This is a genomic window from Rhizobium sp. PvP014, assembly GCF_017876855.1.
Classification (GTDB): Bacteria; Pseudomonadota; Alphaproteobacteria; order Rhizobiales; family Rhizobiaceae; genus Neorhizobium; species Neorhizobium soli.
This window is the reverse complement of sequence record NZ_JAGIOT010000002.1, coordinates 515,828-529,115: the sequence shown is the minus strand read 5'-3', so window position 1 is coordinate 529,115 and position 13,288 is coordinate 515,828. Positions and strand designations below refer to the sequence as shown.

General features: G+C 60.7%; 14 protein-coding genes, 1 tRNA gene and 1 pseudogene. 1 reads left to right on the top strand and 15 read right to left on the bottom strand.

The features are described from left to right. Positions 1-245: 245 nt before the first annotated feature. The 8 genes from J3A65_RS07205 to J3A65_RS07170 form a co-directional block, all read right to left on the bottom strand. Positions 246-322, bottom strand: a tRNA-Pro gene (locus tag J3A65_RS07205). A gap of 183 nt (positions 323-505) precedes the next feature. Next, positions 506-970: a BA14K family protein gene (locus J3A65_RS07200; protein ID WP_062579958.1), complete on the bottom strand. Its 465-nt coding sequence runs from the start codon at positions 968-970 to the stop codon at positions 506-508. Between the two features lie 106 nt (positions 971-1,076). Then, a complete protein-coding gene (locus J3A65_RS07195) occupies positions 1,077-1,610 on the bottom strand; it encodes a MerR family transcriptional regulator (RefSeq protein WP_062453269.1) in 534 nt (177 codons plus the stop codon). 171 nt (positions 1,611-1,781) lie between these two features. Continuing rightward, positions 1,782-2,120, bottom strand: coding sequence for an integration host factor subunit alpha (locus J3A65_RS07190; protein WP_062453270.1), 339 nt, complete (start codon positions 2,118-2,120; stop codon positions 1,782-1,784). Between the two features lie 139 nt (positions 2,121-2,259). After that, complete coding sequence (locus J3A65_RS07185) at positions 2,260-3,231, bottom strand: beta-ketoacyl-ACP synthase III (RefSeq protein ID WP_209900545.1); 972 nt, start codon at positions 3,229-3,231, stop codon at positions 2,260-2,262. A gap of 20 nt (positions 3,232-3,251) precedes the next feature. After that, positions 3,252-4,298, bottom strand: a complete 1,047-nt coding sequence (plsX, locus tag J3A65_RS07180) for a phosphate acyltransferase PlsX (RefSeq protein ID WP_062453272.1) — start codon at positions 4,296-4,298, stop codon at positions 3,252-3,254. A gap of 148 nt (positions 4,299-4,446) precedes the next feature. Next, on the bottom strand, positions 4,447-5,025 hold the full coding sequence (locus tag J3A65_RS07175; RefSeq protein WP_209900543.1) for a DUF177 domain-containing protein: 579 nt from the start codon (positions 5,023-5,025) through the stop codon (positions 4,447-4,449). Continuing rightward, positions 5,022-5,573, bottom strand: coding sequence for a ubiquinol-cytochrome C chaperone family protein (locus J3A65_RS07170; RefSeq protein ID WP_062579953.1), 552 nt, complete (start codon positions 5,571-5,573; stop codon positions 5,022-5,024). Before J3A65_RS07170 ends, J3A65_RS07175 begins: the two co-directional genes overlap by 4 nt. A 223-nt stretch (positions 5,574-5,796) precedes the next feature. Here J3A65_RS07170 and J3A65_RS07165 point away from each other — a divergent pair, with 223 nt between their 5' ends. Then, the gene (locus J3A65_RS07165) at positions 5,797-6,321 is read left to right on the top strand and encodes an outer membrane protein assembly factor BamE (protein ID WP_062454732.1); all 525 of its coding nucleotides are present in this window, start codon (positions 5,797-5,799) and stop codon (positions 6,319-6,321) included. A 79-nt stretch (positions 6,322-6,400) separates the two neighbouring features. Here J3A65_RS07165 and J3A65_RS07160 read toward each other — a convergent pair. The 7 genes and pseudogenes from J3A65_RS07160 to nrdR all read right to left on the bottom strand — a co-directional run bounded on the left by J3A65_RS07160 (position 6,401) and on the right by nrdR (position 13,286). Beyond that, positions 6,401-8,541: pseudogene (locus tag J3A65_RS07160) on the bottom strand (sodium-translocating pyrophosphatase). Between the two features lie 164 nt (positions 8,542-8,705). Then, positions 8,706-9,935 carry an MFS transporter gene (locus tag J3A65_RS07155; RefSeq protein WP_062579950.1) on the bottom strand — a complete coding sequence of 410 codons (1,230 nt, stop codon included), beginning with the start codon at positions 9,933-9,935 and terminating at the stop codon, positions 8,706-8,708. Between the two features lie 20 nt (positions 9,936-9,955). Beyond that, positions 9,956-10,435 carry a transcription antitermination factor NusB gene (gene nusB, locus J3A65_RS07150; protein WP_062453277.1) on the bottom strand — a complete coding sequence of 160 codons (480 nt, stop codon included), beginning with the start codon at positions 10,433-10,435 and terminating at the stop codon, positions 9,956-9,958. Positions 10,436-10,439: 4 nt separating this feature from the next. Continuing rightward, positions 10,440-10,898, bottom strand: coding sequence for a 6,7-dimethyl-8-ribityllumazine synthase (gene ribH, locus J3A65_RS07145; RefSeq protein WP_062579948.1), 459 nt, complete (start codon positions 10,896-10,898; stop codon positions 10,440-10,442). 203 nt (positions 10,899-11,101) lie between these two features. Next, positions 11,102-11,713: a riboflavin synthase gene (locus tag J3A65_RS07140; RefSeq protein WP_062579946.1), complete on the bottom strand. Its 612-nt coding sequence runs from the start codon at positions 11,711-11,713 to the stop codon at positions 11,102-11,104. Positions 11,714-11,722: 9 nt separating this feature from the next. Then, on the bottom strand, positions 11,723-12,802 hold the full coding sequence (gene ribD, locus J3A65_RS07135) for a bifunctional diaminohydroxyphosphoribosylaminopyrimidine deaminase/5-amino-6-(5-phosphoribosylamino)uracil reductase RibD (RefSeq protein WP_174195961.1): 1,080 nt from the start codon (positions 12,800-12,802) through the stop codon (positions 11,723-11,725). A 4-nt stretch (positions 12,803-12,806) separates the two neighbouring features. Continuing rightward, positions 12,807-13,286: a transcriptional regulator NrdR gene (gene nrdR / locus J3A65_RS07130; protein WP_062453281.1), complete on the bottom strand. Its 480-nt coding sequence runs from the start codon at positions 13,284-13,286 to the stop codon at positions 12,807-12,809. Positions 13,287-13,288 lie beyond the last annotated feature (2 nt).

The window sequence follows — 13,288 nt, the reverse complement described above, 5'->3', positions numbered from 1 at the left end:
AGTACAACACCCTTCAACATCACATTCTCCTTTGTTTTCCTATCTGACAACGCGTCGGGAACACTGACGTTCCAGCCAAATGCAAATTGTAGTCAGATAAGTCGAACGCGGTTCGGGATGATCCATCATTCGTTCACAGGTTCTGGTGAGTGACGTCGCAACAGGTTGGTGTGACGAGAGACGAGTTCACCCATGGCGAGCTCATGTCAAAGCGGCTCTGGGGGAGCCTGTCGCCGAAGGAAGAATGGTCGGAATGGCCGGATTCGAACCGACGACCCCTTGACCCCCAGTCAAGTGCGCTACCGGGCTGCGCTACATTCCGCCACATCGCTTCGAGCCGGCGGACCGGCGTCGCGTGAAGCATGCATTCCATACTGACATGATCTTCACCACGCAAGGAAAAAATCGGCTTTCAATGGATCTCGGATCGACGGTCTTGCTTCAACAAGAAAGCCGGCCCCATTGTCTGGAGCCGGCCTATCAGGACGCCTTGGCGACTACCCTATCAGTAGGGCGAGTAGCACAGCTGGCGCGGGCCGTTATAGGGCTGGAACGTATTGTCATAAGCCCTGTAGGACCGGTAGCGGTTGGCGCACCAGTTGACGTGCGCGCTATTGGCGTTCACGTAACGACGTGGCTGCACGTAACGCGGTTCGGCGTAGCGCGGCTGGGATGCAATGGCACCGCCAATCAGAGCGCCAGCAGCAAGACCGCCGATGATCGCACCTGAATTGTGGCCACGGTAGTGGCGACCGCGGTAATAGTCGCCTCGGCGGTAGTCGCGATGGTGACGATAGTAGCGACGACCTTCCCAACGATCACGATGCCGCCACTGAACCTGCTGGACCTGATCAACGCTCTGCGGCGCTTCGATGGTCTTCGGTGCGTTGACGACAGGGAAGGCGTGTGCCGGTACCATGCTCGTCAGTGCCGTCATGGCCGAGACGACAATGATTGCGAGTTTTTTCACGTTTGCATCTCCTCTAGTGTTTCCTCGTAGGTAAATGTTGTACCTTCGCGTTTGAACCAGAGGTGAACGGTAAATTTACAGTGAGTTCATGTAAGCAGGTATCGGATCAACGAACCTGGTCCAGCAGGCGCTTGCATTCGAGAAGGTCAAACAGTGCCTCCTGCAGCAGGGCACGGTCTTCCTTGCCGACGCTCGATTTTCCAACCGAGACTTCCAACTGGTCCTCCCCGGCACCGCCGAAACCGAAGAACCGGCCGCTTGGCTTTACCTTCGGGCGCCCGACGACCTGATCTTCTTCCTGGGTGGAAATTTTCGGCTCGGCATTCTTCTCGCTGTTGGCCGCCATGATGGCTTCCATCGTGGCGATATCACCCGATGCGATTGCTGAGACGAACTTGTTGCCATTCGTCTTCAGGAGCTTCTGAACGCCCTTGATCGTGTATCCGTGGTCGTAGAGAAGGTGACGGATCCCCTTCAACAGATCCACGTCCTCCGGGCGGTAGTAGCGACGGCCGCCTCCCCGCTTCATCGGCTTGATTTGCGGAAACCGCGTTTCCCAGAAGCGCAGCACGTGTTGCGGCAGGTCGAGATCGTCAGCGACTTCGCTGATGGTGCGGAATGCGTCCGGGCTCTTGTCCAAGTGTCAATCTCCAGGGATCGAACGGCCGTGCGGCGCGAAAGGGGTCAGCACGAAAGGCTGGACGTGATTTAGCGTCGAATCGCACATTTCTCAACGGCTTGCACCGAAAGATTCAAGTGTGTTCACAAGATTGGTGTTTTGGCAGGGGTGCCAGCGTGCAAAACGGGCGTGTCAGCTCGCAGGGCTTGCCGGCTTCTGCTTGACCTTGCGCAATGTGTGCGCCTTGAGGATGCGTTGCTTCAAAACATTGGATGCCTTGAAGGTCATCACCCGGCGGGGTGAGATCGGTACTTCCTCGCCTGTCTTCGGATTGCGACCGATGCGCTCGTTCTTGGCGCGCACCTGAAATGTCGCAAACGACGAAAGCTTGACCATTTCGCCGCGAACGATGGCGTTGCAGATTTCGTCGATTACCGTTTCGACGAGTTCCGCCGATTCCGTGCGAGAGAGGCCAACCTTGCGAAAAACCGATTCCGCCAGATCCGCGCGTGTGACTGTCTTGCCGGCCATGGTCCCCCGCCTGATTTAATGTGATATTATCAAAGCCCGCAAACAGTATTTTGGTTGTGCCCCACGGTCAAGCGCCCCCGGGCCAAGCATCTGTTCGGCATTGATTATTTCATAATATGGCTCAGGTTTTCAGCCGGCATCACCAGCGGATCAGGACGGCCCCCCAGGTGAAGCCGCCACCCATGGCTTCCAGCATCACAAGATCGCCCTTCTTGATGCGACCGTCGGCACAGGCAACTGAAAGCGCAAGCGGGATCGATGCCGCAGACGTGTTGCCGTGAATGTCGACGGTGACGACGACTTTCTCGGTGGGAATGTTGAGCTTCTTGGCAGATCCATCAATGATACGACGGTTGGCCTGGTGCGGTACCAGCCAGTCGATATCCTCGGCAGTCGTGCCGGTCGCCTCGAATGCGTCCTCGATCACGTCGGTGATCATAGCCACCGCATGCTTGAAGACCTCACGGCCTTCCATCTTCAGGTGCCCGACCGTGCCGGTCGTCGATGGGCCGCCATCGACGTAGAGCTTGTCCTTGTGGGATCCGTCCGAGCGCAGATGCGCCGTCAGGATACCGCGGTCGGCAATCGTGCCCTCGCCTTCCTGAGCCTCCAGCACAACGGCGCCGGCGCCATCGCCGAACAGCACGCAGGTTGTGCGGTCGTTCCAGTCCAGAATGCGGGAAAAGGTTTCGGCGCCGATCACCAGCGCGCGCTTCGCAAGCCCGCCACGCAGGTGGAGGTCTGCCGTCGTCATCGCGTAAACGAAGCCGCTGCAGACCGCCTGCATGTCGAAAGCGTAGCCATGCTTCATGCCGAGCCGGTTCTGGATCTCGACGGCGGTCGCGGGAAAGGTGTTGTTCGGCGTCGAAGTCGCCAGAAGGACCAGATCGATGTCGTCAGGTGTCAGGCCAGCACTATCGAGCGCTGCCCGCGCCGCCTTCTCACCGAGCGATGCCGTCGTTTCGTCGTCGCCGGCGATGTACCGCTGGGTGATGCCGGTGCGCTGGACGATCCACTCGTCCGACGTGTCGACCATCGTCTCCAGCTCGCGATTGGTGACGACCCGTTTCGGGAGCGCTGCCCCGTAACCGCGAACAACTGATCGAATCATAGTCAAATCACATCCTAACGTCATGCGGCTTCAGGGCCGGCCGGCGGCAGGCGTCTGGCATGATAAATCTTCAAATCCTGCGAAATTTTGGCGTTGAGGTCGTTTCGCGCCATGTCGTAGCCGACTGCGATCGCGGCTGCGATGCCTTCGGCGTTGGCGCTACCGTGGCTCTTGATCACAATACCGTTGAGGCCGAGAAAGACGCCGCCATTGACCTTGTTCGGGTCCATCTTCTCGCGCAAGCGATCGAATGCTGGCTTGGCGAGAAGGTAGCCGATCCGGGCAAGCAGCGTGCGCGACATGGATTCGCGCAAAAGCGTGGCGATCTGGCGCGCAGTTCCCTCAGCGGTCTTCAGAGCGATATTGCCGGTAAAGCCTTCGGTCACCACAACGTCGACAGTGCCCCTGCCGATGTCGTCGCCCTCGACGAAGCCGTGATAGGAGAGATGCGGCAGGTTGGCTTCGCGGATAAGCCGACCGGCTTCCTTCACCTCTTCCTGCCCCTTGACCTCTTCGACACCCACATTGAGAAGCCCGACGGTGGGGCAATCCACTTCGAACAGGGCCCGCGCCATGGCACCACCCATCAGCGCGAAATCGAGCAGCTGCTGGCTGTCAGCGCCGATCGTCGCGCCGATGTCGAGGACGATGCTTTCGCCCTTCAAGGTTGGCCAGATGCCTGCAATCGCAGGGCGTTCGATACTCGCCAATGTGCGAAGACAGAATTTCGACATCGCCATCAGCGCACCGGTATTGCCGGCGGACACAACGACATCAGCTTCGCCAAGCTTCACGGCTTCGATGGAACGCCACATGGTCGAGACATAGCGACCACGGCGTAGCGCCGCACTCGGCTTCTCGTCCATGGCAACGGCCAGTTCGCACGCGTGGAACACGGACCGTTCACGCAGTTTCGGATAGCGTGCAAGCCACGGCTCGCATTCGGCTTTCAGTCCGTAGAGGAGAAAACTGACGTCGGGATGGCGTTCGAGCGCCTTCGCGGCGCCCGCCATGACAACCTCGGGGCCAAAGTCGCCACCCATGGCGTCAATCGAAATTCTGATCACGCGTCCCTGATCCTTGTTTTAACCGGCCGCACGCGCCTGCAAGACATGCCTGCGCCGACTTTTGCTTCTTCAGTGGGCACGCTCATGCGCCGCCCTGCCGGCGAAATCGTGGCCAAAATATAGGTTTTGTTTCTGCTTACAACCGGTCTCAGTCTTTTTTCCAATCCTTGAGCGCGGCAAACGGATTGGGTTTGGTCGCCGGATCGTTCGGGTCGCTCTCGATATGGTCCTTGAAATCGATGCCCGGCCTGCGCGGATAAGGGTCTATCGCCAGTGCCACGAACTCGGCAACGACCTCGCCCGCATCGATCGTATCGCCGACAAACATTTCCGGCAGGTCCGGACCATCAGGATCGACCACCATCTCGGCGCTTTCGGCCGTGACGACGCGCGCAAGCTTGGATCCCTCAGGCACAAAGACCTGATCGAAATCCTCTGAAATGGTCGACGACACAGGATCAAGCGTCACCACGCAAGCCTGGGTGACAGCGGCCTTGACGTGGCCCTTGAGGCGCACGCCGTCCTTCTTCCAGCGGGCAATGTAGATTTCCGCCTTCAACGAATTGACCGATACGACGTCCCAGAGAACGGCCAAGTCCTTCCGTTCGTTTTCATCGGCTTCGACAGTAACGGTGACCGGATTGGCGGAAATATTTCCAACCTTCACGGCATAGGAGAACGGAGGCTTGCCGCCTCTGGCTTTGCTGGGTTCTTGATCGCTTTTCATTGTTCCTCGCCTTCCCGGACCGGCTGCGGCACGACCAGCAGCCCACGGGAAATCGTATCTTCCGAGACCGCTGACATAGCGGTTTCGGTGGTTGTCATCCAGTGCGCAAGTGCGCTCATGTCTTGTATATCGGTGGCTTTAGGATGGATATTACGATGCAGCGCTGCGGCAAGCGCGGTTTCGTCGCCGCTGTCGAGAGCTGCGGCGTAGGTTTCTAGCCGACCGTAGAACATGCCCGCGAGCTTCTTCATCCGCTTCGGAACCCCCTGGTCGCCGATTCCGAGCTCGCGAATCGAATGGTCGATATCCTGAAAGAAGGCATCGACGATCTCCTGCGCCAGTTCCTGCCCGCTCGGCCCCGACTTCGCCGTCCGGCGAAAAAACAGGATCATCACGATGGACAGCATTTCAAACCGGCCCATCACGGTATCGGGTACGCCGAAATCCTCGTAGAAGACGGGGATGCGCGCTGCCGACGTCAGGGCGTAGTATTGCCGGTTGACGATGGTCTGATTGCTGTTTTTCTTTTTGAACAGGCCGAATATCATCGTGTTTCCTGCATTTGCCTTCATGTTTGCGTCATGGTCGAAGCTGGCGATGTTGCATGCAAACGAAAGCTGGTTTACCGAAGCAGGCACGAATTGCAATGCATTCGCCATCGGCGGGCTTCGGTTCGGCTATCCGGAAGCGGCAGTCAGCTGTCCCCGGAATAGCCACAATGGTATGAGCAGCAGAGTAACCGGCTTCCGCCGGCACATCGACATGTGGGGGATACCGTTGAAGAAGCGGGTTTTCGGATACGAAATGAAAGCGTTGAGCAAAACGGCGGCGGCCCTTGTCGTTGCATCGATTGCAGTTTCCGGCTGCACGTCCATGGAAATCGGCGACACGATGTACAACGGCTATGTCGTTGACCAGCAGTCGCTGAACCTGATCCCTGTCGGTTCAAGCCGCGAGCAGGTGATCCTGACCATGGGTACACCGTCGACGACCGCTACCTTCGATACGGAAGTGTTCTATTACATTTCCCAGAAGCGCCACCGTCGGGCAGCCTTCATGAAGCCGCAGATCGTCGAGCAGAGCGTGCTTGCCATCTATTTCGACAAGAACGGCGTGGTCGCCCAGCGCGCCAACTACGCACTTCAGGACGGCAAGGTGTTCGACACGATCTCGCGCACGACGCCAACCGGCGGCCGCGACCTTACCTTCCTGCAGCAGCTTCTGTCGGGTGGTTCCGGAGCAGCAAGCGGCGGTGCCGGCCAGATCCGCAACATGCTGCAGAGCATGGGCAACTAACAAGCGCATTTCCGAATATCAAAAAGCCCGCGATACCAATGGTACCGCGGGCTTTCTTTTGTCTGGATGAGACCTGGTTCTAGTGGGCGAGAACCGCGAGCAGCAGAAGGGCGACGATGTTGGTGATCTTGATCGCCGGGTTGACGGCAGGGCCTGCCGTATCCTTGTAGGGGTCACCCACCGTATCGCCTGTCACCGAAGCCTTGTGGGCTTCGGATCCCTTCATGTGGCGCGTGCCATCCTTATCGACGAAACCGTCCTCGAAGCTTTTCTTGGCATTGTCCCAGGCGCCGCCGCCCGAGGTCATCGAGATCGCGACGAACAGGCCGTTGATGATGACGCCGAGAAGCGAGGCACCGAGCGCTGCAAAGGCGGACGCCTTGTCGCCGCCCGAGACGAGAAGCACGCCGAAATAGACGAAGATCGGCGCGAGAACCGGGAGCAGCGAGGGCACGATCATTTCGCGAATCGCAGCCTTGGTCAGGATATCGACCGCGCGGCCGTAGTCGGCTTTTCCGTTCCTTGCATGATGCCGGGCTTTTCGCGGAACTGCCGGCGAACTTCCTCGACAATCGAGCTTGCCGCCTTGCCGACCGCCGTCATGGCGATGCCGCCGAACAGATACGGGATGAGACCGCCAAACAGCAGGCCCGCCACCACATACGGATTCGACAGGCTGAACGAGATCTGGCCTACCCCCTGGAAGTACGGATATTTATCGGCGTTTGCCACGAAGTACTGGAGATCGTTGGCATAGGCCGCAAACAGCACCAGTGCGCCGAGACCGGCCGAGCCGATCGCGTAGCCCTTGGTGACGGCCTTGGTCGTATTGCCGACGGCATCCAGAGCATCCGTGGCTTTGCGAACATCCGGCGGCAGATGCGCCATTTCGGCAATGCCGCCGGCATTGTCGGTGACAGGGCCGAAGGCATCGAGTGCCACGATCATGCCGGCAAGGCCGAGCATGGCGGTGACGGCAATGCCTGTGCCGAACAGTCCGGCGAGCTGATAGGTGGAGATGATGCCGCCAACGATGACGAGTGCCGGCAGTGCGGTCGATTCCAGCGAGACGGCCAGCCCCTGGATGACGTTGGTGCCGTGGCCCGTGACGGAAGCCTGGGCGATGGAATTGACCGGCCGCTTGTTGGTGCCGGTATAGTATTCGGTGATGACAACGATCAGCGCTGTCACGACCAGCCCGACGAGGCCGCAGGCAAACAGTCTGGCGCCGGTGATGTCCATGCCGGCAACCGTGCCGATCGTGCCCCAACCGATGGTGATCGAGGTCGCGATCGCAAGCCCGACGATGGACAGCAGCCCCGTCACGATCAGTCCCTTGTAGAGGGCGCCCATGATCGAGCCGTTGGTGCCGAGCTTGACGAAGAACGTGCCGACGATCGAGGTGATGATGCAGGTGCCGCAGATCGCCAGCGGATAGAGCATCGCCTGGTCGATGACGGCGCTGCCGGCAAAGAAGATTGCCGCGAGCACCATGGTCGCAACGACCGAGACTGCGTAGGTCTCGAACAGGTCGGCCGCCATGCCGGCGCAGTCACCGACATTGTCGCCCACATTGTCGGCGATCGTTGCCGGGTTGCGTGGATCGTCTTCCGGAATACCGGCTTCCACCTTGCCGACGAGATCGCCGCCGACATCGGCGCCTTTGGTGAAGATGCCGCCGCCAAGGCGCGCGAAGATTGAGATCAGCGAGGCGCCGAAGCCGAGTGCCACAAGGGCATCGATCACTTCGCGTGAACCGACCGCATGGCCGAGCACGGTTGTCAGGATGAAAAAGTAGATGGACACGCCGAGCAGTGCGAGGCCCGCGACAAGCATGCCGGTGATGGCGCCAGACTTGAAGGCAATGTCGAGACCTGCTGCCAGACTATGGGATGCCGCCTGCGCCGTGCGCACATTGGCCCGCACCGAGACGTGCATGCCGATGAAGCCGGCAGCGCCCGAGAGAACGGCGCCGATGATGAAGCCGATGGCTGCCGTGCCAGACAGAAGAAACCATGTGAGACCCGCAACCAGCACACCGACGATGGCGATGGTCATATACTGGCGAGACAGATAGGCCTGTGCGCCTTCGCGGATATAACCGGCGATCTCCTGCATCCGCTGATTGCCTTGATCGGCGGCAAGTACGGAACGCGTGGCCCATGCAGCATAAATGATCGACAGCAGACCGCAGACGATCACACCTAGAATTACAGTCATGCGAATTTTCCTCTCCCTGACCGGCTGCGGCCGATGCCGCCCCGGCATTCTGCACCCTCCAGCAACGGCTTTCCCCTCCCAAGGAACGCAGCTGTTGCCATGCGCGGGTGAGATTGCGGTGAGGAACAACCGCCGTCAAGCGCTACGACGGTAATAGAACCGGGTCAGTTGGCTTTTGCGACGGGCCTGCGCAGCATCAGCGCCAGAATGAGAAGAAGGCAAAAGATCGCGACCGGCCAGATCACCAGGTTGATGAATGACCAGCCCCAGGTGACGAACACCTTGCCCGAGGAGAAGGAGGACAGCGCCACCGTGCCGAAGAGGACGATGTCGTGAAACCCCTGCACCTTGTCGGCCTCCTGCGGGCGATAGCTGGAGGCGACGATCGTGGTCGAGCCGATGAAACCGAAATTCCAACCTATCCCGAGCAGGACCAGCGCCAGCCAGAAATTCCACAATTCCACGCCCATATGGGCAACGATCGCGCAGCCCATCAGCGTGACGAGGCCGGCGGCGACCACTTTTTCCGCGCCGAAGCGGGTGATCAGCATGCCGGTGAAAAAGCTCGGTCCGAACATGGCGAGCACATGCCACTGGATGCCGAGCGCCGCCAGTTCTGTCGGAAAGCCGCAGCCGATCACCATGGCGAGCGGCGCACCAGTCATCACGAAGGTCATCAGCGCGTAGGTGCAGATACCGCAGACCATGCCGGTCATGAACCGCTGGGTCACGACGATTTCCCGCAGCGACCGTGCCGGCGGCTGCTGGGTTGAGAGCGACGCATCCGCCTTGGTCGGAAGACGCAGGAAGGCCATGATGCAGATACCGGCAAGGCAGAGCGGGATCAGCATCAGGAACGCACCGGCGAAGGTCACCGGCGCCAGCCAATCCTTTGCGGCGATGGAGAGCTGCGGTCCGACGATCGCCGAGACGATACCGGCCCCGAGGATCCAGGAGATGGCTCGCGGCTTATAGGCTTTGGGAGAAATATCGGCAGCGGCGAAGCGGATCTTCTGGGTGAAGCCGGCGCAGGACCCGACCAGCAGAAGCGCGAAGGCAAACAGCCAGAAATCACCACGAAACAGCGCGATTGCCGCAAGCCCGCCGCCGATCGCGCCGAGCATTCCGCCCGACATGAAGGCCGCCTTGCGGCCCAGGAACTTGGACGCGATGGCAATCAGCACCGCACCGACGGCGGTGCCGAGGTTGAACGCGGTGATCGGCGCTGTCGCGAGCGACTTGTCGTCGCCGAGAAGCTGATAGCCGGCAAGAGCGCCGATCGACACGGTCAGAGGTGTGGCAGACCCCAGGATGGCCTGGGTGCCTGCGAGCAGAAAGACGCTGCGGCGGGCGGTGCTCAAGTCAATTCTTTGACGCTCGACCGCTTCGTCCATCTGATGCTCTTTCCGGGATGTTACTTCTTCGCGTCGCCGCGGATTTGCTTGGCAATCCGGTCGAGAACCGCATTGACGACCTTCGGCTCGTCTTCCTCGAAGAACGCGCGGGCAATCTCGACATATTCGGTGACGATGACAGCCACCGGGACATCCTTGCGCTCGACGATCTCGAACGTTCCGGCACGCAGGATGGCGCGCAGGGTGGAATCGATCCGCGACAGCAGCCAGTCTTCCTGCAGCGCCGAGCGGATCAGCGGGTCGATCTTGTCCTGATCGCGTACGACGCCGGCGACGATCGAGCGGAACCAGGAGGCATCCGCCTTCAGATAGGTATCGCCATCGAGTTCCTGGCCGAGGCGATGGGCCTCATATTCGGCCACGACCTCGAGAACGCCGGTGCCGCCGACATCCATCTGATACAGGGCCTGAACGGCTGCCAAACGCGCCGCGCCACGCTGATTTGCCGGCTTGACCGGATGCTCGCCTTCTTTGGACATTCTATCAACCACCATTCAGCTTTTCGCGCAGTGCGATCATGGTGAGGCAGGCACGGGCCGCAAAGCCGCCCTTGTCCTTCTCGGACCGCTTGATGCGCACCCAGGCCTGCTCGTCGTTCTCGACGGTCATGATGCCGTTGCCGATCGCCAGCGATTCGGAGACCGCAAGATCCATCAGCGCGCGCGAGGATTCGTTCGAGACGATGTCGAAATGGTAGGTTTCGCCACGGATGACCATGCCGAGCGCGACAAAGCCGTCATAGGACGTGCCGTCCTGATCGCCAGCATCGAGCGCCATCGCGATTGCCGGCGGAATTTCGAGCGCGCCGGGAACCGTCACCACGTCGTAGGTCGCACCCGCATCCTTGAGAGCGGTCGTTGCGCCATCGAGCAGCGCGTCCGCCATGTCGTCATAAAACCGTGCTTCCACGATCAGGATGTGAGGTGCGTTTTCTTGCGGCATGATTTCACCTTGGTTACATCGGCGCGTTGGGCGACAAGCCGAATAGTCGGCGGTCAAAACATGCCCGGCCGGGAATGGCAAGTGGTTTTCGCTGAACGCTGCGTTGCAGGGCGCGAATACCTATTCTGCAACGTCATCGGGGCGGAACAGGAGGAGCGCAGCTTGCACGCTGCCGCCTGTTTCCGCATGTCGTCGGGTCAGCCTCAGCCTGTCGGGAACTGGGCCAGCCTTGCTGCGTAGCGGGCCATCGTATCGACTTCGAAATTGACGAAATCGCCGGCCTGGCGATCGCCCCATGTGGTGACGCCCAGCGTGTGCCTGATCAGCAGCACGTCGAAATCGGTGCCATCGACCGCATTGACGGTCAGGGATGTGCCATCGAGCGCAACCGATCCCTTAGGCGCGACGAAGCGGGCAAGGCTTTCCGGCGCCCGCAGGCGGATGCGTACCGCTTCGCCTTCAGAGGTCACGGACAGGATCTCCGCCTTGCCGTCGACATGGCCGGAGACGATGTGGCCGCCCAGTTCGTCGCCGATCTTCAGCGCCCGCTCCAGATTGACGCGGGTCCCGGATGTCCAGCCAGCGATCGTCGTCAGCCGCAGCGCTTCTTCCCAGGCTTCCACTTCGAACCAGCGCTCATTGCTGCCGTCCTCGGGCAAGTTGGTCACGGTCAGGCAGACACCTCCATGGGCGATCGAGGCGCCCATCGCGATGGTCTTCGGATCGTAGCTCGTGGCGATGCGGAGCTTGACGCCCTCGTCCATCGGGGTCGTCGCCGCTACGGTTCCGACATCGGTGACAATTCCGGTAAACATCGACGACCTCTATGACTGCTCGATTTTCTGAAAATCGTAGGAACGGTCGGGACCGAACGCATCCTGACGAACCAGCTTGAACCCTTCCGGCATATCGGATGGCGACAGAGGCGATTCAAGACCACCCTCACCCACCGTCGTCGGTCCCTGCGAGACCACGATCCGGTCGACGAGGCCGGCATCAAGGAATGCCTTTCCGATCGTCGCGCCGCCTTCGACAAACAGCAGGGAAATTCCGCGTGTCGCCAACTGGTCGAGAAGTGCTGCGAGATCGCCTGCCTCGATCACATCGACACCTGCGGCCAGAAGTTTCTCGCGCTTTTCGGACTCTTGCGAGACCGGCACGCAGGCGACGATCACAGGCACGTCGCGGGCAGACTTCACCAGAAGGCTGTCGAGCGGCAGTTCGAGACGGCGATCTAGAATAATGCGGACGGGCGATCTGTCGCTCATCTCGGGAAGCCGGACCGTCAGTTGCGGATCGTCGGAACGGACGGTTCCCATACCGACCAGGATCGCATCGCTTTCGGCGCGCATGACATGCACCTGGGCACGGGCGAGCGGCCCGGTGATCAGTACTTCCTCGCCACGGCGTCCCAGCATTCCATCGGCCGAGACGGCAAGCTTGAGCGTGACGTAAGGGCGGTGGCGGATCTGGCGGGAGAGATAACCGGCGAGCGCGCGCTTGCCGTCATCTTCCATGAGGCCAAGCTCGGTCGCGATGCCGGCATCGTGCAGGATCTTCAATCCCTGACCGGAGACGCGCGGATCGGGATCGGCGACGCTGACGACAACGCGGGAAACACCGGCCGCCACGAGCGCATTGGCGCAGGGCGGGGTCTTGCCGTGATGGGCGCAAGGTTCGAGCGTCACATAGGCGGTCGCACCCCTCGCCTTCTCGCCGGCAACGGCGAGTGCGCGGGCTTCCGCATGTGGTCGGCCGTCGCGGGCAGTAACCGCTGCGCCGACAATCGCTCCGTCCCTGACGAGCACGCAGCCGACCGATGGATTGGTCATGGTCTGGCCTTCATGCCAGCGCGACAGCCTCAGCGCTGCGGCCATGAACCGCTGGTCGTCGGCCTCCGACATGGCGTCAGGACTCCAGCCCGGGATCGCGGGCAATCTTGGCGTTGATCTCGGAAATCACTTTCTCGAAGTCCTCCGCATGGGAGAAGTCGCGATAGACGGATGCGTAGCGCACGAAGGCAACGTCATCGAGGCTTTTCAGCGATTCGAGCACCTGCAGGCCGATCTCTTCGGAGGAGATCTCGCTCTCGCCCGAGCTTTCGAGGCGCCGGACGATGCCGGAGACGGCACGCTCGATGCGGTCGGGATCGACGGGCCGCTTGCGCAGCGCGATCTGGAACGACCGCACCAGCTTGTTGCGGTCGAACGGTACCTTGCGGCCGGTCTTCTTCGACACCAGCAGCTCGCGCAACTGCACGCGCTCGAATGTCGTGAAGCGACCGCCGCAGTCAGGGCAAATGCGCCGCCGCCTTATGGAGGTGAAATCCTCGGCCGGACGCGAGTCCTTAACCTGGGTATCTTCCGAACCGCAATAGGGGCAGCGCATCG

Excerpts from the sequence above, each read along its gene's own strand:
- J3A65_RS07140 (WP_062579946.1), bottom strand. The coding sequence starts at position 11,713 with ATGTTTACCGGAATTGTCACCGATGTCGGAACCGTAGCGGCGACGACC.
- ribH (WP_062579948.1), bottom strand. The coding sequence starts at position 10,898 with ATGCCGCAAGAAAACGCACCTCACATCCTGATCGTGGAAGCACGGTTT.
- nusB (WP_062453277.1), bottom strand. The coding sequence starts at position 10,435 with ATGTCCAAAGAAGGCGAGCATCCGGTCAAGCCGGCAAATCAGCGTGGC.
- nrdR (WP_062453281.1), bottom strand. The coding sequence starts at position 13,286 with ATGCGCTGCCCCTATTGCGGTTCGGAAGATACCCAGGTTAAGGACTCG.
- J3A65_RS07175 (WP_209900543.1), bottom strand. The coding sequence starts at position 5,025 with ATGAAAAGCGATCAAGAACCCAGCAAAGCCAGAGGCGGCAAGCCTCCG.
- J3A65_RS07155 (WP_062579950.1), bottom strand. The coding sequence starts at position 9,935 with ATGGACGAAGCGGTCGAGCGTCAAAGAATTGACTTGAGCACCGCCCGC.
- J3A65_RS07190 (WP_062453270.1), bottom strand. The coding sequence starts at position 2,120 with ATGGCCGGCAAGACAGTCACACGCGCGGATCTGGCGGAATCGGTTTTT.
- ribD (WP_174195961.1), bottom strand. The coding sequence starts at position 12,802 with ATGTCGGAGGCCGACGACCAGCGGTTCATGGCCGCAGCGCTGAGGCTG.
- J3A65_RS07185 (WP_209900545.1), bottom strand. The coding sequence starts at position 3,231 with ATGATTCGATCAGTTGTTCGCGGTTACGGGGCAGCGCTCCCGAAACGG.
- J3A65_RS07170 (WP_062579953.1), bottom strand. The coding sequence starts at position 5,573 with ATGATATTCGGCCTGTTCAAAAAGAAAAACAGCAATCAGACCATCGTC.